The sequence below is a fragment of the Companilactobacillus zhongbaensis genome (assembly GCF_003946515.1).
Taxonomy (GTDB): Bacteria; Bacillota; Bacilli; order Lactobacillales; family Lactobacillaceae; genus Companilactobacillus; species Companilactobacillus zhongbaensis.
Genome location: NZ_RHOM01000007.1, coordinates 52,010 through 77,822 on the forward strand (window position 1 = coordinate 52,010; position 25,813 = coordinate 77,822).

Genomic DNA, 25,813 nt, shown 5'->3' on the forward strand with positions numbered 1-25,813 from the left:
AAATGGAAAATTTAACTCCAAGACAAATCGTTCAAGCACTAGATAAATACATCATTGGACAAGACGATGCTAAACGCTCTGTGGCCATTGCTTTGTATAACCGTTACCGGAGAATGCAAGTTCCCGAAAAGATGCAAAAAGAGATCACACCTAAGAACTTAATGATGATCGGACCTACTGGTGTAGGTAAAACTGAAATTGCTCGTCGTTTAGCTAAGGTAGTTAAAGCACCTTTTGTTAAAGTTGAAGCTACTAAGTTTACTGAAGTTGGTTACGTTGGTCGTGACGTTGAATCAATGGTTAGAGATTTGATGGATGTATCAGTAACGATGGAAGAAGACGAAAAGTTTGCTGAAATCAGACCTGAAGTCAAACGTAAGGTAGATAAGAAGTTAGTTAAGCTCTTAGTGCCTGCTATCAAAAAAGAAACTAAACAAGAAAATGGCATGAACGATTTCATGTCAATGTTGACTAATATGGGCAACTCATCAAATCTTGGTGACATGCTAAGAACTGGTGATCAAGCCGAAAACGAAGATCCCGATGAGGGCCGTGACGTAACTGATGACATTAGAGACCAACGTTTGTCAGTTAAAGAACAACTTGATAAGGGACTTTTGGAAGATAAAGAAGTTACTATCAAAGTTCAAGAATCTAGAAAAGCTCCTATGAACGACCAAATGCAACAAATGGGTGTTGATATGAGCGGCATGATGGATCAATTAATGCCTAAGAAGATGATCTCTAGAACTTTACCAGTTAAAGAAGCTCGTGAAGTCTTGATCCGTGAAGAATCATCAAAACGTGTCGACCACGACGAGATCTATCAAGGTGCCATCGACCGTGCTGAAAATAACGGTATTATTTTCATCGATGAGTTCGATAAAATCGCACCTGGTGACAAACGTACTTCTGGTGAAGTTTCTCGTGAAGGTGTTCAACGTGACATTTTGCCTATCGTTGAAGGTTCACAAGTTAATACTAAATACGGTGCTGTAAGAACTGATCACATGTTATTTATTGCTTCAGGTGCTTTCGCCGAAAGTAAACCTAGTGATCTGATCGCCGAATTACAAGGACGTTTCCCAATCAGAGTTGAACTAAAAGACTTAACAGAAGACGACTTCGTTCAGATCTTGACAGTTCCCGATAATGCTTTGACTAAGCAATACGTTGCTTTGACTAAGGCAGACGGCATCAACTTAGTATTCACTAAAGAAGCAGTTGAAGAAATCGCCAAAGTGGCATTTGATTTAAATAACACTAACCAAAATATTGGTGCTAGAAGACTTTCAACAGTTCTTGAAAAGATTTTAAGTGATATTTTATTTGAAGGCCCAGATATGCAAATGGGTGATATTACAATTACTCATGAATACGTCAAAGAACAAGTTGGCAAGATTGTTTCCGACAAAGACCTTTCACGTTATATTCTATAGAGGTGAAAGTCATGGAAATATACACTGTACAAAACGATTTTTTAAAAATTCAAGTTAAATCAGCTGGTGCTGAGATCATTAGTATTCAAGATAATTCTAGTGAGGAATACATTTGGCAAGCCGACCCTGATATTTGGAATCGCCATGCCCCTGTATTATTTCCAATCGTTGGTCGCCTAAATGGCGATCATTACTATTATCAAGATAAGAAATATCAAATGAATCAACACGGATTTGCTCGTGATAAAGAATTTACTTTGGAATCGCAAAATGATAATAAACTAGTTTTGACCTTAGTCGATGATGAATCGACTCAAGAAATTTATCCATTCCGTTTTCAATTGAAGATCATTTATCAATTAGTGAAGGATTCGCTGCAGATCAGTTATATCGTTGATAATCCCGATTCAGAAAATGATTTATACTTCTCGATCGGTGCTCATCCTGGTTTCAAGGTACCATTTGCTCAGAATACTAACTATGAAGATTATCAGATCAAGGTTTCTCCGGAAGATACTCATTCACGGATATCTTTAAAGGATAGCAATATTGATCTAAGCCAAGAACATCGTGTCGATAATCAAGACTTTGCGTTAACTCACGAGGCTTTTGTCGACGATGCAATCATTTATAGTTTGACGGAACCAACTTTGATCGAGATCAGTAGTGAAAAGACTGACCACCAGATCAAATTGGATACCGGAAATGCCAAGTTTGTTGGTATTTGGTCACAATATCCCGAAAAAGGTGATTTCGTATGTATTGAGCCTTGGTGGGGCATTGCCGATGAGATCGACACTGATCACCAACTAACTAGTAAGTATGGGATCAATCAATTAAAGCCGAATGAGAGATTCGAAGGTTATTACAGTATTTCGATCAAGTAATATTGATTCAAAATAAGCAATAAAAAAAAGACGACCTTAATGGTCGTCTTTTTCTTGAAGTTTTTTCTGTTGACGTTTATATGCTAAACCGATAGCAACAAGATTTTCTTTTCCCTTGAGTAGACGTTTAATGTTAGGGATGTGTTTGACGTAAATGATCACAGTGACAACGCAGGCGACTGAAGTTAAGATCCAGTCGTGCATAAAACCAGAAGCCACAGTGAAAACGACGATAGTTATCAAACTTGCAACGCTGACCATGCTAGTTAAGTAAACGATCAAAGCAAAGCAGGCGAAGCAAACGATGAATAAAATGGGACTATATGCTAGCAAGATCCCAGCACTAGTAGCAACGGCTTTACCACCCCTAAACTTCAAAAAGATCGAGAAAACATGGCCGATCACTGCGAACAATCCAACGAATAACATCCAAGGACGATCGATACCGACAAAAATCGGTAAGAAAGCTCCTAAGGTCCCCTTTAAGATGTCAACAAATAGTACTGCAGTACCTGCGATTGGACCAAAGACCCGATAAGCATTAGTAGTACCGACGTTGCCGCTTCCGTAATCAAAGATATTCTTGTGAAAGAAAACCTTACCAACGATGTACGCCGTCGGAAACGAACCAATCACGTATGCTAGGATCATGCAGATAACGAGTTTGGTAATTAACATAAAATCACTCTCATTTCTTATTTGTTTAAGTGTACATCTATTTCTAATAGTTTAAACTACTAATGTACATCATACCCGTTTTTTTTAAAATTATTTAGACAATAATGGAATTTAACAAAATTTAACTTTTAAAAAGAACGTATGTTTGTTTTACTTTTTTATTTCCATGCTATAATTAAACACTGTTACTAAGCTTAATTTAAAAAGGAATGATTTAAATGCCTAAATCATCTTATGATGATTCTTCTATCCAGATCCTCGAAGGCTTAGAAGCCGTACGTAAACGTCCAGGTATGTACATCGGTTCGACCGATTCACGTGGTTTACACCATCTAGTTTACGAAATTGTCGACAACGCAGTCGACGAGGCTCTTTCAGGATATGGTAAAGAGATTAATGTATCAATCAATGAGGACAACAGTATCACGGTTGTCGATCATGGTCGGGGGATGCCGACAGGAATGCACTCTTCAGGAAAACCCACTATTGAAGTTATCCTGACTGTTTTGCATGCCGGTGGTAAGTTCTCCGAGAACAGTTATAAGACATCAGGTGGACTGCACGGTGTTGGTTCATCAGTAGTTAATGCCTTGTCTGAATGGATGACAGTTCGTGTTGTCCGTGACCACAAAGTTTACGAAGAACGTTTCGAAAACGGTGGTCATCCTAAAGGAACTTTGAAGATGACGGGAAAGACTAAAGAAGATAGTGGAACAACTATCAGCTTTAAGCCGGATCCAACAATTTTCCAAACGACCAAATTCAACTTTGACACTTTAGCAGAAAGATTACGGGAGTCCGCCTTTTTGCTTAAAGGTGTTAAATTTACTATTACCGATAAACGCGGCGAAGAAGACCGTGAGGAAGTATTCCACTATGAAGACGGTATCCAATCTTTCGTTAAATATTTAAACGAAGGTAAGGACGCCTTAGGTGGTATTTTCTACGTTGAAGGTGAAAACTCAGGGATCGAGATTGAATTTTCTGGTCAATACAATGACGGTTATTCGGAAAATATCATCTCATTCGTCAACAACGTGCGGACTGCTGATGGTGGTACTCATGAAGCCGGGATGAAATCTGGTTTGACTAAAGCTTTCAACGACTACGCAAAGAAGGTCGGATTGCTCAAGGAAAATAGTAAGAATCTTGAAGGTAGTGATGTTCGTGAAGGACTATCAGCTATCATCTCGGTTCGGATACCTGAAGAGATCTTACAATTTGAGGGTCAAACTAAAGGAAAGCTAGGAACACCCCAGGCCCGTTCAGCTGTAGATCAGCTAGTATACGAGCAGATGAGCTTTTATTTGATGGAAAATGGAGAACAGGCCCAGACATTGGTGAAAAAGGCTCTCAAGGCGCGTGAGGCACGTAATGCGGCCAGAAAAGCGCGTGAGTCGAGCCGAAATGGCAAAAAGAACAAGAAAAATGACGGTTTATTGTCAGGTAAGTTGACGCCAGCTCAATCGAAAAACTCCGCTAAGAATGAGTTATTCCTAGTCGAGGGTGATTCTGCCGGTGGTTCCGCTAAACAAGGACGAGACCGGAAATTCCAAGCTATCTTGCCATTGCGTGGTAAAGTATTGAACACGCAAAAAGCCAAACTAGAAGACATTTACAAAAATGAAGAGATCAATACGATGATCTATACTATCGGAGCAGGTGTTGGTGCCGACTTCAAACTTGAAGATCGTAATTACGATAAGGTTATTATTATGACCGATGCCGATGATGACGGTTCTCATATTCAGATCTTGTTATTGACCTTCTTCTATCGCTACATGAGACCGCTAGTTGAAGCAGGTCACGTATACATCGCTTTACCACCACTTTATCGAGTTCAAAAGGGACGTGGTAGCAAGATCTATAATCGCTACGCTTGGACTCCAGAAGAGTTAGCCGAATCGATCAAAGAAGCTGGTAAAGGATACGACCTCCAAAGATTTAAGGGTCTAGGTGAAATGAATGCTGACCAACTTTGGAAGACAACTATGGATCCAGAAAATCGGATCTTGATCAGAGTTAACATCGATGATGCTGCTCTAGCCGAACGTCGCGTCACAACGTTAATGGGTGACAAAGTTAAACCAAGACGTGAGTGGATCGAGAAAAACGTTCGCTTCAACGGAACTGAAGAAGGCGACAACATTTTGGAAAAAGTCGATGACAACGACCACATGGATAGCCAAATTGTTGATGATTTATTGAACAAGGAATAGGTGATAAATATTGGCAAACAATTCTCCTAAAATCCAAGATATCCCATTAGAAAAGATCATGGGAGATCGTTTTGAGAGATATTCTAAATCGATTATTCAGGAAAGAGCACTTCCTGATATTCGCGATGGACTGAAACCGGTTCAACGAAGAATTTTATATTCAATGTTTCTCGATGGAAACACCTTTGATAAAGGATTTAGAAAGTCAGCAAAAGGTGTCGGTAACGTCATGGGTAATTTTCACCCCCATGGTGACTCATCAATTTATGAAGCCATGGTCCGTCTGTCACAAGATTGGAAATTACGTGAACCTTTGATCGAAATGCACGGTAATAACGGGTCGATGGATGGTGATCCACCAGCTGCCATGCGTTATACCGAAGCTAGATTAAGTAAGATCTCAACAGAGATGCTACGTGACATCAATAAGAATACGGTTGATGAAGAATGGAACTTTGACGATACTGAAAAAGAACCAAAGGTCTTACCAGCTCGTTTTCCTAATTTATTAGTCAATGGAGCAACTGGTATTTCAGCTGGTTATGCTACGGAGATCCCACCACATAACTTAGGTGAAGTGATCGAAGCTACTATCAAGTTGATCGATGATCCGGATACTTCTTTAGAAGAATTAATGAAGATCGTTAAAGGACCTGATTTCCCAACTGGTGGTATCTTACAAGGTGCCAGCGGTATCAAAGAGGCTTATGAAACTGGTCGAGGCAAAGTTTATTTAAGATCAAAGACCTCGATCCAAGAACTACGGGGCCACAAGTCACAGATCGTTATCACAGAGATCCCTTATGAAGTTAACAAAGCACAACTAGTCAAGAAAATGGACGAAGTGCGCGTGATGAAAAAAGTTGATGGTATCGCTGAAGTCCGTGATGAAAGTGACCGTCAAGGATTATCGATCGTAGTTGAATTGAAACGTGATGTTGATGCTCAAGGTATTTTAAACTACCTCTTGAAAAATACTGACTTGCAGATCTCGTACAACTTTAATATGGTGGCTATCGCTGAGATGACACCACAACAAGTTGGTTTGATCAAGATGCTGAAAGAATATATCAAGCATCAAGAAGACGTTGTCTTACGTCGTTCTAAGTTTGATCGCGATAAAGCTAAGAAACGTCTTCACATCGTTGAAGGTTTGATCAAAGCTTTATCTATCTTAGACCAAGTTATTAAGACTATCCGTGCTAGTAAGAATAAATCGGATGCCAAGAATAACTTAGTTAAGGAATATCAATTTACTGAAGCACAAGCTGAAGCTATCGTTTCCTTACAACTTTATCGTTTGACTAATACTGATGTGACCGAACTCCAAAAAGAAGATAAAGATTTAAATGCCTTGATCAAAGAATTGGACAAGATCATTAATGATCATCAAGAATTGATGAGAGTGATCAAAGATGAGTTAACTAAAGTCAAAGAAAACTATGGTGATGCTCGTCGTACGAAGATCGAAGCTAAGGTTGATGAGATCAAAGTTGATACAACTGTTTTAGTTGCTAGTGAAGATGTTCGTGTCTTAGTTAGTCACGACGGTTACGTTAAACGAAGCAGCCAACGTTCCTTTATGGCATCTGATGAAGGTGAGAATGGCTTAAAATATGAAGACTATCCAGTCTTAAACACCGAAGCTAACACTTTAGATCACTTGTTCATCTTTACTGATAAGGGTAACTTGATCTATCGACAGATTTTTGAACTTGAAGATACTAAGTGGAAAGAGACAGGATCTCACTTGTCACAAGAAGTTGGCTTGGCCAATAATGAATCAGTCTTAAAAGCTTTCGTCTTCAAGAATCTAAAACAAACTGGTACCTTTGTCACGGGAACGAATGGCAATTATATCAAGCAGATCGCGTTTTCGGACTTGCTGCCGGGAAGAACTTACAAGTCTCGGGCCAGCCGCTATATTAAATTAAAAGACGACAATCAAAGTGTTTATGATGTTGATTACATTCCTCAAGATCAAGCTAATAATAAGTTGATCTATGTCTTTACGAAACATTCTTATGCTTCGGCCTTCCCACTAGAGGAAGTTCCTGTCGTCGGTAGTAAAGCTGTCGGAGTTAAATTTGTTAGTTTGAAGCCGGATGATCAAGTAGCTGGTTACTTTATTGCCGACAAGGATGATACGACAGATAAGATTGCTGTCTTGACACAACGTGGGTCATACAAGCAAATGAAATTATCAGAAATTCCTATTACTAGTCGTGCCCGCCGAGGTGTGTTAACCTTACGAGAACTGAAGCGTTCACTTCACCGGATTTGTTTAGTTGCTAAGACCAACGCAAATACGCAACTTGAAGTGATCACTGATACTAATCAACATTTTGCAATTGATTTCAATTCACACAGTGATGCCGATCGTTATTCTAATGGATCATTTATCTTGGATCCGGAATCAGATGGTAATCCAATCAGATTTGAAATAAATTATATTAATTAATTAGCAATGCTATAATTAAATTATTATATATAGTATGATTGACTTGTATAAATGTTTGATTTAGATAGTGAAAGGAAGTGAATTTTTTGTTAGATGAAGATGCTAGACGTGTATTTAGTTCCAAAGCATTAAATTATTTCGATGAGTTATCTAAGAATATGAGCTACACCAAAACAGCTCAATCTTTAGGTATTACTCAACCAGCATTAACTCAACAGATCAAAAAAATAGAAAGGGTAGTGGGTGCCCCGTTATTTTACAGCGTTGGTAAGAAGATTTATTTGACCGATGCTGGTTCCGTCTTGTTGAATGCGACCCACGAAATATTTGATGTCATTAATACCGTTACAGACCAAATTCAACAAAAATCTTCCGAGAGTTCTGGTACGATCAGTATTGGAATTTTGAATTCTGTCGAATCAAAAGTAATTGAAGATTTTATTGTTGAATTCAATCGGATCAACCCTAATATCGAAATCGATTTAGTCTTGCTGACTAGAAACGAGATTTGGGATCAGATCCAAAATAATAAGATCGATATTGCTGTCATGTATTTGCCAGACAATACTATCAAAAATTGGAAATCTTATAAGTCAAAGAAGATTATTAATGATACGATAATGTTGGTACACAATAATGAAAAGATCGCCAAACGAGGTAAAGCTACTTACAAAGAAGCTATCACAACTCCTTGGGTATCGTACTTACGTGGCTATTACTTTACAGATCTGATGATCGAGAAATTCAAGAATTCCTTGGTCGACGTTCCGAAAGTCGTTGCCAGATTTTCTTCACCTTATCAATTGTTGAAATTTGTTCAAGACTCCGAAGGTGTTTATGCGGGACTTCCACTAAGCTTTTGCTTAGCTAATGAGAAAATGTTCAAGTATTACCAAACACCATTAGAACCAGCAATTTCAGCTGATTTGACGTATGTTTATCGTGAAGATAAAGACAAGATCCCTCGTATTAAAGAATTTTTCAATGAGTGGGATGAATTTTTGAGTAATAAGAGCTACACCGATCGTTTGAAATCTTTATAAAACAAAGGAGTAAACGTATTAATGGCAAAAGAAAAAGAATTAGTAGTTGGACATAAGAGTCCTGACACAGATGCTGTCGTAGCAGCAATTGCATTCTCATATTACAAGAATCAAACAGGTTTTAATACTGAGGCAGTTGCTCAAGGTGAACCTAACAAAGAAACAAAATTTGTTTTTGACAAGTTTGATTACAAATACCCAAGAATCACTACTAAAGCTAGTGACAAAGTTTCTAAAGTTATGCTCGTTGACCACAATGAATCACAACAAAGTTTTGATGATATCGATGATGTTCAAGTAACACACGTAGTTGACCACCACCGTATTGCTAACTTCCAAACTGACCAACCACTTTACTACCGTGCAGAACCACTAGGGTGTACAAGTACAATTCTTTGGAAGATGTTCAACGAAGCTGATGTTGAAATTCCTGCTAACTTAGCTGGTATGATGGCTTCTGCTATTATTTCAGATACTCTTTTACTAAAATCACCTACAACTACTGATCAAGATGTTGCCGCTGTTAAGAGTCTTGCTACTACAGCAGGAATCGACTACGAATCATACGGTATGGACATGCTCAAGGCCGGAACTGACCTTGACGACAAGTCAACTAAAGAACTTCTTGATATGGATGCTAAGAGCTTTGACATGAATGGTCACAGTGTTCGTGTTGCTCAAGTTAACACTGTTGATGTTGACCATACTCTTGAAAGAGAAGCTGACTTTGTTAAAGACATCAAAGCTGAAAACCAAGATAACGGCTACAACTTGTTTGTCTTGTTGATCACTAACATCATGACTAGTGATACAACAGGTGTTATCATCGGTGACGATGCTGATGTTGCAACCTTTGAAAAAGCATTAAATACAAAAGTAACTGATAACAAAGCTGATTTACCAGGCGTTGTATCACGTAAGAAGCAAATCGTTCCTCCACTTAACGAAAACTTTTAGTAAAATATGAGTAAATTTCAATTAAAAGAATTTACTTTTTGTTAATCGTTTTCATTGAAAACGTTCGCTTCCTCTTGTATAATCTATATATCATTAAAACTGCTGGTGGTTTTTTGACTGCCAGCAGTTTTGGTGTTTTAGATACTTTCTTAAATAAAGGGGATTTATAATGAGCGTTACGAACTTACTAATTGGACTTCTACCAATGATCGGCTGGGGTGTTTTCCCAGTCTTGACAGGTTACTTTGGTGGTAAGCCAGTTAACCAAATTATTGGTGCAACATACGGTACGTTGTTAGGTGCCATCGTTGTAGCATTATTTACGCAAACACCTCTAATATCTGGAAAAGAATTCTTATTTACTTTTCTATCTGGTGCAGCATGGTCATTTGGTCAAATTTTTGTCTTCTACGCCTTTACAGAAATGGGTGTTTCAAGAACAATGCCAGTTTCAACTGGTTTCCAATTGATCGGAGCATCACTTTGGGGCGTCTTCGTCCTAGGTGAATGGTCAACAGGCATGGCAAAAGCAGTCGGCTTCTTCGCTATCTTCTTGATCATCATCGGTGTTTACTTAACTACTTATACCGAAAAGAAAGACCAACCAACTACTGGTGCTACCGGTACTACTGGTAGTAAAGCATTGAAAGGTGTCGGCTTGGTATTGATCGCCGAGGTTGGATACTTAGCTTACTCAGCTTTCCCACAAGCTGTTGAAGTTTCAGGGTTTGAAGCTTTCTTACCACAAGGTTTAGGTATGGCTGTTGTTGCTACCATCTTCGCATTTGCAACTAAGTCAAACAGAGCATCAAAACCATACAGGACAAAGAGCTCATATACTAACATTATTTCTGGTTTGTTCTTTGCTCTAGCTGCCTTGTCATACTTGATCTCAGCACGTCCATCAGTTAACGGACTTGCAACTGGTTTCACTCTTTCTCAAATGAACGTTATTCTTGCTACTCTTGGTGGTATTTATATTCTTCATGAAAGAAAGACTTCAAAAGAAATGGTTGCTGTGCTTAGTGGTTTGGCATTGGTTGTTATCGCTGGTATTATTACGGCATTTATTAAGTAATTGCTTTATACAATGGCTGGTTTGGCCATTGTATTTTTTTTGTACAAACATGCTGTGATTTGTTTTGTGGCATCTATTCTTTTTGAGTCCTAGGATCTTTTGCTCGATTTCTATCTATTGGATTTATTCTTGTTTTCTTCAACGGTTGGTATGTTATCTCTTTATCTTTCTTGCTCTTTTGCTGCTTCGCGCAAAAATCGCGGTGGTTTCTGGGTTCTTTCTTTTTTTGGTAATAAAAAAACGTCTCGGAAAGTTTTTGCTTTTCGAGGCGCTTTGATTTTGAGACTGTTTAAGATCTCAGAATACTTCTATCCAATAATGTGGGGGATTTCGGTTTCGTTAGTGATGAGTCTAATTCTGCCGAAATCTAAGGAGTGTCAAATAGGGAAATCACCAATACCTATCTAACATCTTTATCATAGGTCCATTGTTGCGGTTTGTTAAATAAATGGTTTATTTATTTGACTATTACTGTTCTGGCTGCTATTAGTTGTCCGTTTGAGTATCTGATGTTTGAGCTGCCGTTGTTTCCTGTGATCAAACCGTTTGCTGATAGTTGTTTTAGTTGTTCTTGATCCATGTTGTTTACGTTGAAGAAGATGCTTTGTGTGTATGTTCCTGCTTTTAGGGTGCTTGGTAGGTCTTTGATGGCGACTTTTTTGCCGTCTTGGTAGACGCTGCTTACTGGGGCTATGTTGGTTGCTTGATATGTTTTGCCGCTGGCGTCTGTGATGGTGAAGGCTGAGATTTGGTGAGTGTTGGTGAAGATGTTTGGTGTGGCATTTTTTGTTGTGATGGTGTCATTGAAGTCGACGTTTAAATTGTCTAGTGCTGGTACGTTGATGATGATGGATTTTTCGGTCAAGATTTGACTGTAGTTATAGTTGTTCAAGATTTGTAGTTTTAATTCGATCGAACCGCCATCTTTTTTTAGATTAGGGACGGTTTTGTTTTTGAATGTCCAGTAGTCACCGTCACCAGGGCTTAGTCGATACATGTAGTGATTGGCTAAAGCTTGGTTTCTGCTTGATTTGGCAAAATTGGTGTTGGCTGAACCTAGCCATAATGGCATATCTCCACTGATGAATTGATCGAATGTACGATAGTTTCCATCGACGTTGTCGGCTAATTCATAGCTAGGGATCGTTAAATTGGCGTTTAAGCCGTCTAGGAATGAATTTAAGTAATCGATTGGGAATAGTTCATAAGTCATGTCTGAGTCTGTTTCTTGAGCATTTGAAGTAGTAGTAGTTGTTCCGAATGAAACTAGGGCTAGGCCTAGTGTTAAAATAGTTGCTTTAAAAAATTTGTGTTTGAACATATTTTATTGTTCCCCTTTTATAATCAATATCAACATTATAATTCAAAAGTAATAAAAATTCTTTGACTATAGATAAACTTAATATTAAATTTCAAAGTCAGTCTCACGTAACAGTCTTCGATAATATAGGAATGAACTTGTGCTTAATTGATCGATAGTCTTTCTCTCGTCCACAGTGAGTTCTTTTTTGGAAAGTAGGATCAAGATATAGGTGGTGTAAAGTTTTTTAGGTGTTAATTCGAGTTGCAGTTTGTCGCTGTCTTTTTTGAGATCACGATGTAAGGCTGCGGTACTTAATAGTGGTGATTTGGCTCCTTTATTGCGACTGAGAAAGAGATTCTTTGAGTGCCAATGTAGTTGCCAAGGTGAGATGAAATTGCGGTATTCTGCGATAAATCGTTGCTCATTCTTAGAAAATTTCAGCTTACCAAAAGTTTGGTAAAAGCCATCGGCCAAAGCATCTTGGTAGTGATAACCCTTGGAGATGATCAAGATCAATAAACGCGTATAAATATTCAACTCGGGATCGAGCAAGTAATCATCTAGCTGTAAAAAAATATTTGTTGGGAAGTTGTCTTGAGTTGGCACTTTCAAGCTGACGATATTTAGTGTAGGGATATCGTCGATCAATTTATTAGCGAACAAATACTTAAAGTAAATGTTCAAATTGCTCAAAACTTTATTGATTGTACTAGGACTATGCTGTAAGTCTTTTTGCATAAATGTTTTGTATTCTAAAACATCAACATCGCTGATTGTTTGCGTATCTTGAGCAACCTTGAATTCTGGATCGTGTTCGATCAAGTAATCCATAAAATCGTGAAGTGAGTTCAAGTATTCATCGTGAGCGCGTTTTGAGATGTGACGCGTTTTTAAGTAGGCATTAAAACCGGTGATATAAGGAATTTTTGTCATAAGTGACCTCTTAGTTTTTCATTAGTTTAATCGTATAAGACTACGAACGTTTGTTCAAGTTGGTTTATACATTCTTAAACAAGAAAAAACACCCATCTAGTTGATGAGTGTAAGTTTAAAAATTAAATGGCCGCATACATTTCTTTGATGCTAGCAACGGATTTGTCCCATTTTGATTGTTCAGCATCGGTGAAATCGAGTGGATAAACTTTTTCGATTCCTGATCCAACTAATGCTGGTTGACCAATGTAGATGCCTTCGTCTTCATTGTAGACCGACACAGGCATGATCTTTTTGCTGTTGCTGAGAACTGTTTGTGTGATCAAAGCTGCTTGGTTAGCGATGCCGTAGCAAGTAAAGCCTTTACCGAAGAAAATATCGATCCCATTTTGTTTAGCTTGGTTTTCGAAATCATCTTGTTCGTCTTGGCTGAGGACTTCGCTGAGTGTGTCATTACCAATAGTAACTTTTGTCCAAGGGACGAATTGTGTCATTCCGTGTTCACCAACGACTGATCCTTGGATATTGTTAGGGTGGATATTAAATTTCTCGCTGACTGCTTGTTTCATTCTAGCAGTGTCCAAACAAGTTCCAGTTCCGAAGACTTGATCGTGGGGGAGGCCAGTTTCTTCTTGAAGCATCCGAGTGATCACGTCACAAGGGTTAGTAATGTTGATCAAGATACCGTTGAAGCCGGATTCTTTGATCTTAGGACCCCATTCTTGAGCAACCTTCTTGGTATAATTCAATTCATCGAAACGGTTACCACTATTAGCTTGGACCGAAATTTTACCAGCAGAGAAAATAATAATATCCGTATCCTTTAGTTCCTTGAGGTCAGGACGCAAGACTTCAACGTGTGAATTCAAACCTACTTGACCATCATTTAAATCTTTAAATTGTGCGGTAACGATTTTCTCATGTTTATCAAATAAAACTAGTTGGTCGATTAAATCTCGACTGACTAAAGTATAAGCTGTCGTGCTCCCAACATGTCCTAATCCAATAATCGCAACTTTACTCATAAAATACACCTCTTAATTTAAACATTAAAAATATAGTGGTCTTAATTAGAGAAAAAGTCAACTAGATTAAGGGAAAACTAATCTAATATTTTATAAATATATATTAATTACGTATATAATTGTTAGAAGATTACGTTTGAGGAGTTATAAATTTGAATGATTTGAAAGTAGTATTTTTTGACGTTGATGGGACTTTAGCTCGTCACAATAGTGGTGATAATTCTTCGATCTTAGAGCGGATCCCGAATTCGACCATCGAAGCAATCGAGCAATTACACCAGACTGATGTATTGCCTGTGATCGCCACTGGTCGTAATCGCGGCATGATCCAAGATGTTCTGGAAAAATTGCAGATCGATAATTTGATAGCCAACAACGGTCGTTTTGTTGAGATCAACGGAAAAGTAGTCAAACACGATACTTTTACTGATCAACAATTGCGATTGATCGTCCAAAGTTTTAATGAGCAAGGAATCCCATTTTGTTTTGAAACTGCGGATCATTTGTATAAAAATCGAAACTCAGGCTTTGAGCCCGATAGTTCAATGGAACTAAGAGAGATCGATGACGATGCGATCCCTGAGCAAGTGATTCAATTGATCGTGAGAAATGACCAGGAAAAACCTTTGTCAATGGAAGTTCCTGGTGTAAAACTCGTGAAGGTCGCCAAAACGGTCTATGATGTGACCCAAGATTTTTCGAATAAGGCGGTCGGTATCCAAGCATTTATGAAGGAATCCTTTACTGATAAATCAAAGACGATGGCTTTTGGTGATGAAGAAAATGATTTGGAAATGTTTGACCAAGTGCATTTCGCTGTTGCTATGGGAAACGCCGCCGAGGTCGTGAAAAAACGAGCCGACTTTGTAACAACATCGATCGAAGATGATGGCATTTATCAGGGGTTACATCACTTCAAGTTAATTTAAAAAAAGATTTTTTGCGTAATTTATTATTAGGGAAATCAATTGAAAAGGCTTAACGATTAGGCGGATTTTTCAGTTAATGATATCCTAGTAATGAACTTATTTTTAAGGAGTTTTCATGATTACTAGTCCAAACGAAATATTAAAAAGCACTTTTGGATACGATGATTTTCGACCAGGCCAGTTATCGATCATTCAAAAGGTTCTTGCTGGAAAAAGAACTTTAGGCATTATGCCAACCGGTGGTGGAAAGTCAGTTTGCTACCAGATACCAGCATTGATGTCTTCAGGATTGACCTTGGTCGTTTCGCCTTTGATCTCACTAATGAAAGATCAAGTCGATAGCTTGAATGAAATGAATATTCCGGCTACTTATATCAACAGTACCTTGAGTTATTTTGATGCAAATGAACGAATGCGTTATATCGAATCAGGAGCCGTTAAATTACTTTACGTTGCACCTGAGAAAATCGAAAACGAAGAATTTTACAATTGGTTAACGACTTTACCGATCGAATTGATTGCCATCGATGAAGCTCACGTTTTATCTTCTTGGGGTCACGATTTTCGACCTAGTTATTTAAATGTTATCGACCCTTTGAACGCACTACCAAGTGGACCGTCGTTATTAGCTTTGACGGCAACTGCTACTAAGCGGGTTCAACAAGATTTGATGAAGATTTTGAACATCTCGGAAGATGATGTGGTTAAAACCGGTTTCGAGCGGACTAATTTAGCTTTGAAGATCGAGCGTGGAGTCAATAAACCGAGGTATGTGACTGAATATGTTCAGTCACATCCAAACGAATCAGGAATCATTTATGCTGGTCGTCGAAAAGACGTTGAGAAGATCTATGACTTACTGAAAGAAAAAGGCGTCAAGGTCGGTAAATATCATGCTGGGCTAAGCGATTCGGTTCGCCATGAGATGCAAGAACAGTTCCTTTTTGATGAGATCGACGTCATGGTTGCAACTAACGCTTTTGGTATGGGAATCAACAAAACTAATGTGCGTTATGTCATCCACTATACGATGCCAGGGACTATCGAAAGCTACTATCAGGAAGTAGGTAGGGCAGGGCGTGATGGCTTGGAAGCTGAAGCTATCTTGCTCTATTCACCGGCGGATCTGCGGTTGCATTTATTTTTCATTGAACAGTCAGAAGCAGATGAAGCATACAAGCAAAGCTTAAATGACAAGTTGCGGGAAATGAATCAATATGCCAAGACAGAATTGTGTTTGATGAATTATATCCTGAAATACTTTGGTGAGAATAAGACCGAACCTTGTGGTCGCTGTTCAAACTGTTTAGATCAACGACCAGCCAATGACGTGACCTCAAAGACGCAACAAGCATTGAGCTGCGTAGTCAGAATGGATCAAAGATATGGCAAAAAGACGGTCGCACGAGTACTGGCAGGTAAGCCAGACATTGCTAATGATTGGCGAAATTTCGGCGAATTGTCGACCTTTGGTTTGATGCATGATGAGACTTTGAAATATATCGAAGAGTTTATCGACTTTTTGACAGCGAATGACTTTTTACAAATGTCACAAGGTCGCTATCCGGTGTTGCAATTGACGCAAAAGGGCTTGAAAGTACTTAAGAGTGAGTTGAAAGTCAAGCGTCGAGAAACACGGATTACGAAGCAACAAAGTCCGATCATTGATGATGGTAATTACGATCAAAAGCTATTCGAAAAGTTGCGTAAGCTACGACTTGATCTGGCCCACGCAGCTGACGTGCCACCATTTGTGATTTTCTCTGACAAGACTTTAAAGGACATGGCACAGATCTTGCCACAAAATAGTGATGAATTCTTAACGGTTTCCGGTGTTGGACACGCCAAATTGGAAAGATATGGCGACAAATTCATCCATGAGATCAAAGAATATCAAGCAGAAGCATAATTTTTTTACGGGAACAGTTGTTATAATAAATGTTTTACGAAAACATCTAATCAAAAACAATCCTTTACTTAAGGGGGAATTTACGTGAAGCACAAAATCGCAATTTTATCTGATATCCATGGCAACGTGACGGCTTTGAGAACAGTTCTCAACCAGTTGCAAAGCGAAAATATCACAGATTATTGGTACTTAGGCGATTTGCTGACCCCTGGTCCAGGTGTTAACGAGGTATTCGATCGGCTAAATGACCTCAATACGACCGTCTTCATTCGTGGTAACTGGGATGATATTGTCGTGCATGTCTTAGCCGATAATGAACAGTATTTGGATTTTGACAACGACGGATACGTTCACGTTGCTCGCATGATTGAATACGTCTCCGATACGATAACTGCAGCAAATTTTGAGCAGCTAAAGAATGCACCTACATATCAAAATCTATCAATTAACGGTTTAAATTTACAAGTATCACACAACTTTAAACTGAAGAATTCTGGCCATGAATTGCTGCCATACGAGATCCAAGGTAACTTTGACGAATTGACGGATGATCAATCGATCGATATGGCTTTTTATGGCCACACACATCATCAAGTAATGCGAACATCTTCAAACGACCAGTTGATCGTCAATCCAGGCTCGATCGGCGAACCATACACGAGATGGCAAAAGTTCGCCGATAACTTGCGTGCTGAGTATGCGATCATGGAGATCGATTCAACTGGATTGGCGAACGTGTCGTTTAAACGCGCGTCGTATGATATCAATGATGAATTAGAAATCGCCAAGCAAGCTAAGCTGCCATATCTAGAACTTTATGATTATTTGCTCCGAACTGGTAAAGCTAGCACACACGATATTAAATCATTAACGAAATACAATCAGCAATACGATTATCGAAGCGATGTCGTTAAGTTCTTTAACAGATTACGTAAAAAGCATTTTTAAGAGACTACTTGGAAAAGAGTAGTCTTTTTCTTTAAATAACGTTACTTCGTATAATATATATTATGTAACCTTAGATAAGTAATGAGCAGTTAATCTTCAAATAGACCCCCTTTTTGGATCTTATTTCATTGATCGACGTTTATCTAGTAATTTAGAATTTTACTTTGAAATTTGATTTCAAATAACAATATGCAGCAAAAATATTTCGGTTATCAAAGGTTCTCGAAGGTTTAATTAAAGTTTTGGATTTACAGCAGTCATTTTAAAAATTAGCGTGAGCTGTAATCGATTTTAACTGAGAACTACTCGCTTAATATTTGAACGTGTCCTTAAAACGCGTCCAATCCCGGTATTGATTGCTGTCATTTTATTTGATTGTTCCAATCTACGAATTCACGTGATGTTGATTGATATGGTTTAGTTTGACTAATTAGAAATTTTCAAAGGCTGACTAGTTAATGTACAAAAACCCCGTAAAGCCATGTAATATAAAGATATGTCATAAATTGTTCCTAGATTACTTTGTATTTAGACAATTGATCATAAAGATGATATTTGCTGAATATCAACGATCAACGAGTAAAATTACGTTTATTTACATTTCAATCGATATTTCTTTGAAATAGACGTTTTGACCGATTACTTTAAAATTAAGGTAGTAAATTGAGTACTTTCATTAAAACTAACATTTTAATGAAAGTGGGTGCCTATTATTTTTTTGACAGATAGTACTTCGAAATTTGTCGAGTATTCTCACGGTACAGATCAAAATAAAAAAGAATTGGATGTTCCCACAAATGAAAATTTCAACTGAACAGATCCACCCAGAAATTCGCGAACAAGGTGAACAATTTCGCCAAGGATTACCCTATTTCTCTCTGGATATTATTAAGCAAATGTATGCAGCTAGGAATGATGTCGTCCCAGACTCTCGTGGGCTTCAAGTTAAAACTGTTTACTTAACGCGAAGTGATGGCTCAAAATTAAGAGTTTTGATCTATTCTGACGGTGATACCCCTACTTCACCTGTTCCAGGTATTTTGTGGTTTCACGGTGGGGGTTACGCTATGGGACAACCAGAAGACGAAATTGCGATGATCGAACAATTAGTACTAGCTAGCCGGGGAATAATTTTTGCACCAGACTATACTCTGTCGCTTCAAGCTCCCTATCCTGCCTCCCTAAATGATGCTTACTTGAGTTTATTGTGGCTCAAGGACGATATTAGTAATTACAATCTCCGCTCTAATCAAATTATCGTTGGTGGTTGTAGTTCTGGAGGTGGACTTGCCGCAGCATTGTCGCTGTATGCTCGTGATAAAGGTGAAGTTAATATTGCTTTACAGATGCCGATTTATTCAATGTTAGACGATAGAATGGTCACGGAGTCGATGAAAGACAATGATGCTCCCGTTTGGGGCGAGCGTTCGAATAAAAATGCTTGGGATATTTATTTAGACCATCAATTCAACAGTTCAAATGTACCGATTTATGCTGCACCGAATCGAGCTGAAGACTTGTCCAATATGCCGCCGGCCTTGTCATTTGTTGGTACGATTGATCCTTTCTATGATGAAACAGTCCAATACTTTGAAAAACTAAAAAAAGCTGGCATTTGGACTAACTTGTTAGAAATTCAAGGAGCCTTTCACTGCTTTGATATTTCTGCTCCGGAGTCTCAATTAACTAAATCTGCATTTAAATTTTTATCAGGTAACTTGAAATTTGCATTAGATAATTTTTTTGCTGAACAAGACTAGTAAAAAAGAACTTTACCAATTACTGGTGGAGTTCTTTTGATTTGATAATTATTGTCATTGTCAATCATTACCAATTATTTGAGTTTGTTAAATTTTATCCCAATTGATTCCATTAAGTATAATCAATGGTATATTTGTACGAAATGTTGTACAATTCACTTTAGGAATAATACTTGTACCAAAAAGGAGTCTTGATGATGGCTACTACTGCTACAAACATTTCTGAGGCAAGAAAAAATTTAAAAAAGTTAACTGATGATGTTGTGGACTATGACGATCAAGTTATTATTACTAAACCTAAAAACCGTAATGTAGTGATTATGTCCGAAAAAGAGTACCAATCTTGGAAAGAAACAATGTATTTACTAGGGACAGAAGCTAATCGTAAAAATTTGGATGAGTCCATAGGTCAGTTAAACAATAGTAAGATTAAGACTTTATCCAAAGAAGAATGGGACAAGCTTTCTGATGAAGATTAATCAAGTGTGCTTTACCGTCAATGCTTTAGCTGATTACCAATATTGGCAAAAACAAGATAGAAAGACTTTAAATGTTTTGAATCGAATAATTAATGATATTATTCGCCACCCTTTCACAGGTATTGGTAAACCTGAGCCTTTGAAGTACAAGCTAGAAAATTATTGGTCTAGAAGAATTAATAAGAGTGATCGGATTGTCTATACTATTACAAAAGATTCCGTGATAATTATTCAATGTCGCTATCATTATTAATGTATTTGGAAGCATGAAAATTAAAAGCCAATCAGCTCATAAGAGTTGGTTGGCTTTTTTAACTTAATTTTGCAATAGCCTAGTCTAAGCAAATTTAACTAAAATAGAATGATTATTAAAAGGTGAAAATTTGCAATTTTATTTTTTGAAAAACATAAAACAGCAGCATTTGACATTTCGATGATTCGCGATACGATGAACTCATGAATGTTAATGCAAAATTATTTATGGCTTTGTCCAATCAAACTAGGTTAAATATTTTACAGTGGTTAAAAGACCCAGAAAAAGAAATTACATCCGTATCTAGTGAGGAAGTACGATACATGATGAAAGAAAAAGGAGGAATATGTGTTGCTGATATTGCTGAAAACGCTGGTTTGGCGCAATCAACTATATCCAAGTATTTGAGTGATCTTCACAATTGCGGTCTTCTGATTTCTGAACGACATGGTAAATGGACTTACTATCGTCGAAATGAAGAAAATATTCAAGAGTTATCCAAATATATTGCAAAAGAACTTTAAGAAGACTTAGTTGCTGATTAAGGTTTTTTTATTTAAGCATTCATATCGACAAATCTAGATATATAATACTAAGGAGATTTTTATGTCTAATAATTTAAGAATAGTTTTACCACAATGGCAAGGTGGTATGAACCCCAATTATCGTTTAGGAGCTAAATTGCTAAATGCATTGGTTCCAGAAAGTCAGAAAACTGAAACATTAGAGATACCAGTTTCTGATAAGAGGCACTCTGCTGACACTGTTGTTGATGAAGAAGAAAGTTTACTAAACCAGATGGAGACTACCTTTGATACCCTATCCTTAAAAGATCCAGATAAGGTGATCACTCTTGGTGGTGATTGTTCGATTTCTGAAGCACCATTTGATTACTTGCATGGCAAGTACCCTAATAATTTTGGTGTAATTTGGTTAGATGCTCATCCAGATGTTTCTGATCCATCAACCTCTCGTCATATACACGAGATAGTTGCAGCAAATTTGATGCATAAGGGCGCTGAAAAGTTCAACAAACAAGTCAAGAACCCTATCGAACCAAAGAATTTCTTGTTTGCAGGACTAAAATATGAAGAATTACGTCCAATGGACCAGTTGATCAAAGAATTAGATATGTCGTACATCGTACCTGAAGAACTTAAGAAAGATAGCCAACCAATTTTAGATTGGATCAACAAAAACAATATGAAACATATCGCCATTCATCTTGATTTGGATGTTCTTGATCCCGATGACTTTAGAGAAACCATTCCGTCAGAAGTTGGCATTGATCGTAGTAAATTTCCTTATGCTATCGGATCACTAAAGCTTGCAGAACTGCTTCGTTTACTCAAAGATATCGATAATAATACCGATGTAGTTGGTATGTCCATGGCTGAACACATGCCTTGGGATGATATTAATCTCCATAACGGATTATCTGAACTAACTATTTTTGAATAATTCACTAAATTATTGTATCGACTGTAATTTTTTAAAAGAAGAGCTGTTGAACCGTTGAACAGCTTTTTTTGCTGTTCATAATTATTGCCCTCGAGATAAGTTCCAAATATTTCAGTTATTGTTTTTGCAACCACCGAAAGAAACCTCGTAAGTCTGAGATAATCAAACTTACGAGGTTGAGTTTTCGATTAGAAGAAAATTCAATAGTTATATAACTTAAACACTTGGTTTTTTATTGCTTTGAATTAACTGCTTTGATTTCACTATTTCGAATATTAAAAAAGAACACGGCAATTTGTTTTGTATTATATTCAGGATGAATGCTCCAGAATTTGATGATCCCAATCAATCCGGAGATCTCATAATACGACAGTAATTCTGACTCAAAATTATCAGAATTTATCCCTAACATGGGGTGAGATATTTTTTCACGATTCAGTAAGTAATCCATCAGTTTATTAGTAAAATTAGGGTCCCCTTTCCTGTCCAATAGGATCCGCATGAGAGTCAGATTGCTCTTGAATACATTTAAGAAATTCATCAGGATCTTTACCCCATCATCTCTTTGTTCGCGAGGTTTACGCAGCTGTTTGATCATTTCTTGATGTGGTTGCAGTAAGTCTTGAAAAAAATCTTGCTCGATTCTTTCTAAGATATCCCATTTATCTTCAAAATGGCGGTAAATCGTAACTCGGTTCATCTTAGATTGTTGGGCAATTTGTTCAAGTGTAATGTCCTTAAGCTCATGTGTATGCAGTAGTTCTAATAAACTTTCTTTAATGATTCTTTCTGTTTTACTATTTTTATCTTGATATTTATTCAAAATGCAACACTCCGTATAATTTTGTAGTTCAAGTATAACTCCTTTCAATATAGAATGCTTTATATCAAAACAACAAAGGAGCGATAAATATGGAAAAACAAAATTTAAATAAAACTTGGTCAGAATATAAATTTAACGATAATATCTTACAAGATGCACTTTTTAAGCACGTAATCGATTTAATGCCTTATCGCATGAGTGACGAAGGTGAAGTGTTAGAAGCGATGATGAATATTCAAGAAAATGATGAAGAATCATGGATAGATACTTGGAGTTCATTGGCAGCTAGATTACAAACGAGAGCAGAGAATTTTGAGCGTAAAGGAAAATTGGTTAGTGCTGCTAGCAGTTATCTTAGAGCCTCAACTTATTGGCGTGTGTCATTGATGTATTTCAGTAAAACAGATGACAAACGCATGGTCGATTACTCGAAAAAGAGTCAGGATTGCTTTGATAAAGCACTGGTTTACGGCGAATATCCTGGTGAAGCAATTCAAATACCCTACGAAAAAACTTTTCTTCCTGGACATTTCTATCGATCACCAAAAGCTGGTAATAAAGCCCCGTTATTGATTGTCGTCCCTGGACGTGATACTTGGGCGGACGATACAATGTGGGTAATCAGAGGTGCGTTACAAAGAGGTTTCCATGCTCTGACCTTTGATGGTCCTGGTCAAGGAATGGCATTAAGGTTACAAAATTTGAAGTTTAGACCGGATTCTGAGAACGTAATGACACCTGTTATTGATTTTGCTGAACAGATCGAAGGTGTTGATGTGGATCATATCGGTGCAATTGGATTGAGTTTTGGTGGATTCATGCTCCCAAGAGCGACAGCGTTCGATGATCGACTCAGTGTTTCAATCACTGACCCCGGCAATTTAAATTGGGGTGGTATGATTTCTGAGCGTCTGGAAAAATTGTTGCAAATACCAGAAAAAGTTCGCCCACAAATGATGGATTTTATGCTGAAGGATTATGAGTGGAAACACGATGCTACTGATCAGACAATCATCCATGAACTGAAAAAATATGATAACAGAGACATTATTGATCAAGTGAAGACAAAAACGCTAGTACTAGATGGTTCTGCTGATGTATCTTCGGGAACGGCTGAACAGTTTTTCGAAGCTTTGACCTGCCCTAAGGACTATTTGTTGTTTGACGAACAAACCACTGCTGAACAGCACACGCAAATGGGTGGATACTTAACGGCTACAGAATATATCATGGATTGGCTTGAAGATAATATCTAGGAGTTGGAAACTATGAAAATTATGATTATTGGGGCTACTGGTAGAACTGGAAAAGAACTAGTATCATTGGCTTTGAATCAAGGAAACGAAGTTGTAGCATTTGTTCGACACCCTCAAAAAATATCACCTGCGGAGAATTTAACTGTAGTACAAGGTGAATTGACCAACACATCATTATTGTCAGAGTCTTTGGTCGGATGTGATGCTGTCTTAGTAACACTCGGAAATTCAATCTCGAATAGTAGTGCCAGTTTATTTTCATTTGCAATTCCTAATATCATTGAGGCGATGTCAATTAGCAAGGTAAAACGGATTATTTCTCTTTCGGCACTCGGAGTTGGTAGTACTTACCAAAATACTCGTTATCCATATCGACTAGGTGCTACGACTTTTTTAAAGGGGAATTTTGCCGATCACGAAGCTGGTGAAGCAAAACTTAGGACGTCTAAATTAATTTGGACAACGATTCACCCTGGTCCATTATTCAATGGAAACGCAACTGAAAATCCAACAGTCAAGATTGCTACTAATAGTATCAAAATGCCAAGAGCGCCACGAACATATCGTGAAGATGTCGCTAAAGTGATGTTAGATAGCGTAAACGATAAACGTACTTTTGGCCAAAAGATATTAATGTGTTCCAAACAAGCAAATTAATTAATTTTTAGATGATGATTGAAACAAATTTGCTGCCAATTTAATTTTTTAAAAAAGAGCCGTTCAAGTGACGACTCTTTTTAGCTATTTATGATTTTTGCTTTCAAATTAATTTCCAAATGTTTCAGTAATGGTTTTCCTATTTGAGTAAAACAGGTATCATATTTACATATAGAACATACGTTTGGAGAAAGCCATTATGGAAAAACAACAATATTTGAAACTGATTGATGAAGAATTGTCGACATCCCCTTGGTTCGTCAAAGAATACTATCAAGCAAAATCTACCATACCGCTCTCCCCTGCCACTCTTTACCAATATTTGACTGAGTTCCGCCGCTTTTTTAACTGGCTGATCAGTGAAGGGCATACTCCTGCTAAAAAACAGTCTGATATACACCTGGAAGAGTTGGAACATCTCAAGAAAGAAACAGTCGAATTTTATAAGTCTGCTTTGTTGAATCAAGCAAAGACCACCGGTTCCCACGAAAGCAAGGCTCATTCGACTGTAAATCGCTCTCTGCACGCATTATCTTCATTATTCAAGTATTTGACCGAAGACACGGAAGATGACAATGGAGAGTCTTATTTTGACCGTAATGTAATGCATAAAATTGCTCTTGTTAGAACTAATGAGACCTTTGCCACTAGAGCTTCCAATTTAAAGACCAAACTGATGCTGGGCAATACCGACCACGAGTATTTAACTTTCATCGATGAGAAGTATGAAACTAAACTGACGGACAATCAAAAGCGGTATTTTTTACGGGATAAGAAACGGGATTTGGCGATCAATGCGCTTTTATTGGGTAGCGGCCTCAGAGTTTCCGAAGCAGCCAATTCTGACATCCAACATCTCAATTTAAAGACAGGTACCATCGGTGTCGTTCGTAAAGGTGGTCAAAAAGATATCGTCCACATCGCACCTTGGACTTTGCCATATATCAACGACTACGTTGAGCAAAGAAAAGAACTATACCATGCCAAGAAATCTGACCGAGCCTTGTTTTTAACCCTTTATAGAGGAAAACCTTCACGGATCAAGTCGTCAACTATCGAGAAAATGGTGGCGAAATATTCGGCTGCCTTTAAGGTGCGGATCACGCCTCATAAATTACGACATACCTTGGCTTCAAAACTCTATCTAGCAACGAAAAATGAACAGCTAGTCGCCACACAGCTTGGGCAAAATTCAACTGGAGCAACTAGTCTATACACCCACATGATCGATGAGGAACAAAAGAAGGGTCTTAAGAAGCTGTAAGTGTAAAAAACTAACAATATTGACGCTTATTTTTTCCGCCTGGAGTGTTAC

Annotated in this window: 23 protein-coding genes; 18 read left to right on the forward strand and 5 right to left on the reverse strand. The window is 37.8% G+C overall.

The window, feature by feature from the left end:
* The first annotated feature begins 2 nt into the window (after positions 1–2).
* Together hslU and EKM69_RS04765 are read left to right on the forward strand one after the other, a co-directional pair.
* Positions 3–1,439 (forward strand): ATP-dependent protease ATPase subunit HslU, encoded by a 1,437-nt coding sequence (gene hslU / locus EKM69_RS04760; RefSeq protein WP_125708657.1) that lies wholly within the window; start codon positions 3–5, stop codon positions 1,437–1,439.
* Between the two features lie 11 nt (positions 1,440–1,450).
* Positions 1,451–2,326, forward strand: a complete 876-nt coding sequence (locus EKM69_RS04765) for an aldose 1-epimerase family protein (protein ID WP_125708659.1) — start codon at positions 1,451–1,453, stop codon at positions 2,324–2,326.
* 36 nt (positions 2,327–2,362) lie between these two features.
* On the opposite strand, the gene plsY is transcribed toward EKM69_RS04765, so the two are convergent.
* Positions 2,363–3,004, reverse strand: coding sequence for a glycerol-3-phosphate 1-O-acyltransferase PlsY (gene plsY / locus EKM69_RS04770; protein ID WP_125708661.1), 642 nt, complete (start codon positions 3,002–3,004; stop codon positions 2,363–2,365).
* A 218-nt stretch (positions 3,005–3,222) separates the two neighbouring features.
* On the opposite strand from plsY, the gene parE reads away from it, so the two are divergent.
* The 5 genes from parE to rbsU all read left to right on the forward strand — a co-directional run bounded on the left by parE (position 3,223) and on the right by rbsU (position 10,762).
* The gene (gene parE / locus EKM69_RS04775) at positions 3,223–5,223 is read left to right on the forward strand and encodes a DNA topoisomerase IV subunit B (protein WP_125708663.1); all 2,001 of its coding nucleotides are present in this window, start codon (positions 3,223–3,225) and stop codon (positions 5,221–5,223) included.
* 10 nt (positions 5,224–5,233) lie between these two features.
* Positions 5,234–7,684, forward strand: a complete 2,451-nt coding sequence (gene parC, locus EKM69_RS04780) for a DNA topoisomerase IV subunit A (protein WP_125708665.1) — start codon at positions 5,234–5,236, stop codon at positions 7,682–7,684.
* Positions 7,685–7,770: 86 nt separating this feature from the next.
* Complete coding sequence (locus EKM69_RS04785) at positions 7,771–8,727, forward strand: LysR family transcriptional regulator (RefSeq protein WP_125708667.1); 957 nt, start codon at positions 7,771–7,773, stop codon at positions 8,725–8,727.
* Positions 8,728–8,748: 21 nt separating this feature from the next.
* Positions 8,749–9,684, forward strand: a complete 936-nt coding sequence (locus EKM69_RS04790; protein WP_125708669.1) for a manganese-dependent inorganic pyrophosphatase — start codon at positions 8,749–8,751, stop codon at positions 9,682–9,684.
* Positions 9,685–9,853: 169 nt separating this feature from the next.
* Positions 9,854–10,762 carry a ribose/proton symporter RbsU gene (gene rbsU, locus EKM69_RS04795; protein ID WP_125708671.1) on the forward strand — a complete coding sequence of 303 codons (909 nt, stop codon included), beginning with the start codon at positions 9,854–9,856 and terminating at the stop codon, positions 10,760–10,762.
* Between the two features lie 457 nt (positions 10,763–11,219).
* On the opposite strand, the gene EKM69_RS04800 is transcribed toward rbsU, so the two are convergent.
* The 3 genes from EKM69_RS04800 to EKM69_RS04810 all read right to left on the reverse strand — a co-directional run bounded on the left by EKM69_RS04800 (position 11,220) and on the right by EKM69_RS04810 (position 14,023).
* Positions 11,220–12,083 carry a hypothetical protein gene (locus tag EKM69_RS04800; protein ID WP_125708673.1) on the reverse strand — a complete coding sequence of 288 codons (864 nt, stop codon included), beginning with the start codon at positions 12,081–12,083 and terminating at the stop codon, positions 11,220–11,222.
* A gap of 84 nt (positions 12,084–12,167) precedes the next feature.
* Complete coding sequence (locus EKM69_RS04805; protein ID WP_125708675.1) at positions 12,168–12,998, reverse strand: phage integrase N-terminal SAM-like domain-containing protein; 831 nt, start codon at positions 12,996–12,998, stop codon at positions 12,168–12,170.
* A gap of 122 nt (positions 12,999–13,120) precedes the next feature.
* Entirely contained in the window at positions 13,121–14,023 is a 903-nt protein-coding gene (locus EKM69_RS04810) for a lactate/malate family dehydrogenase (RefSeq protein WP_125708677.1), read from the reverse strand.
* A 152-nt stretch (positions 14,024–14,175) separates the two neighbouring features.
* Between EKM69_RS04810 and EKM69_RS04815 the strand changes: the two genes are divergently transcribed.
* From EKM69_RS04815 to EKM69_RS04850, 8 genes are all read left to right on the forward strand, one after another.
* Complete coding sequence (locus tag EKM69_RS04815) at positions 14,176–14,952, forward strand: HAD-IIB family hydrolase (protein WP_164505848.1); 777 nt, start codon at positions 14,176–14,178, stop codon at positions 14,950–14,952.
* A gap of 115 nt (positions 14,953–15,067) precedes the next feature.
* Entirely contained in the window at positions 15,068–16,861 is a 1,794-nt protein-coding gene (gene recQ / locus EKM69_RS04820) for a DNA helicase RecQ (RefSeq protein ID WP_125708681.1), read from the forward strand.
* A gap of 84 nt (positions 16,862–16,945) precedes the next feature.
* A complete protein-coding gene (locus tag EKM69_RS04825) occupies positions 16,946–17,809 on the forward strand; it encodes a metallophosphoesterase family protein (protein ID WP_164505849.1) in 864 nt (287 codons plus the stop codon).
* A gap of 797 nt (positions 17,810–18,606) precedes the next feature.
* Positions 18,607–19,569, forward strand: coding sequence for an alpha/beta hydrolase (locus EKM69_RS04830; RefSeq protein WP_225423837.1), 963 nt, complete (start codon positions 18,607–18,609; stop codon positions 19,567–19,569).
* Between the two features lie 197 nt (positions 19,570–19,766).
* Positions 19,767–20,048, forward strand: coding sequence for a type II toxin-antitoxin system Phd/YefM family antitoxin (locus tag EKM69_RS04835; protein WP_125708777.1), 282 nt, complete (start codon positions 19,767–19,769; stop codon positions 20,046–20,048).
* On the forward strand, positions 20,038–20,301 hold the full coding sequence (locus EKM69_RS04840; RefSeq protein ID WP_125708685.1) for a Txe/YoeB family addiction module toxin: 264 nt from the start codon (positions 20,038–20,040) through the stop codon (positions 20,299–20,301). Before EKM69_RS04835 ends, EKM69_RS04840 begins: the two co-directional genes overlap by 11 nt.
* Positions 20,302–20,504: 203 nt before the next feature.
* The gene (locus tag EKM69_RS04845; RefSeq protein WP_125708687.1) at positions 20,505–20,825 is read left to right on the forward strand and encodes an ArsR/SmtB family transcription factor; all 321 of its coding nucleotides are present in this window, start codon (positions 20,505–20,507) and stop codon (positions 20,823–20,825) included.
* Between the two features lie 82 nt (positions 20,826–20,907).
* The gene (locus tag EKM69_RS04850) at positions 20,908–21,762 is read left to right on the forward strand and encodes an arginase family protein (protein ID WP_125708689.1); all 855 of its coding nucleotides are present in this window, start codon (positions 20,908–20,910) and stop codon (positions 21,760–21,762) included.
* Between the two features lie 232 nt (positions 21,763–21,994).
* Here the strand turns inward: EKM69_RS04850 and EKM69_RS04855 are convergent, their stop codons facing one another.
* Positions 21,995–22,585, reverse strand: a complete 591-nt coding sequence (locus tag EKM69_RS04855; RefSeq protein ID WP_125708691.1) for a TetR/AcrR family transcriptional regulator — start codon at positions 22,583–22,585, stop codon at positions 21,995–21,997.
* Between the two features lie 89 nt (positions 22,586–22,674).
* On the opposite strand from EKM69_RS04855, the gene EKM69_RS04860 reads away from it, so the two are divergent.
* The 3 genes from EKM69_RS04860 to xerS all read left to right on the forward strand — a co-directional run bounded on the left by EKM69_RS04860 (position 22,675) and on the right by xerS (position 25,762).
* Positions 22,675–23,841: an alpha/beta hydrolase family protein gene (locus EKM69_RS04860; protein ID WP_125708693.1), complete on the forward strand. Its 1,167-nt coding sequence runs from the start codon at positions 22,675–22,677 to the stop codon at positions 23,839–23,841.
* A gap of 12 nt (positions 23,842–23,853) precedes the next feature.
* Positions 23,854–24,498, forward strand: coding sequence for an NAD(P)-dependent oxidoreductase (locus tag EKM69_RS04865; RefSeq protein WP_125708695.1), 645 nt, complete (start codon positions 23,854–23,856; stop codon positions 24,496–24,498).
* A 199-nt stretch (positions 24,499–24,697) separates the two neighbouring features.
* On the forward strand, positions 24,698–25,762 hold the full coding sequence (gene xerS, locus EKM69_RS04870) for a tyrosine recombinase XerS (protein WP_125708697.1): 1,065 nt from the start codon (positions 24,698–24,700) through the stop codon (positions 25,760–25,762).
* Positions 25,763–25,813 lie beyond the last annotated feature (51 nt).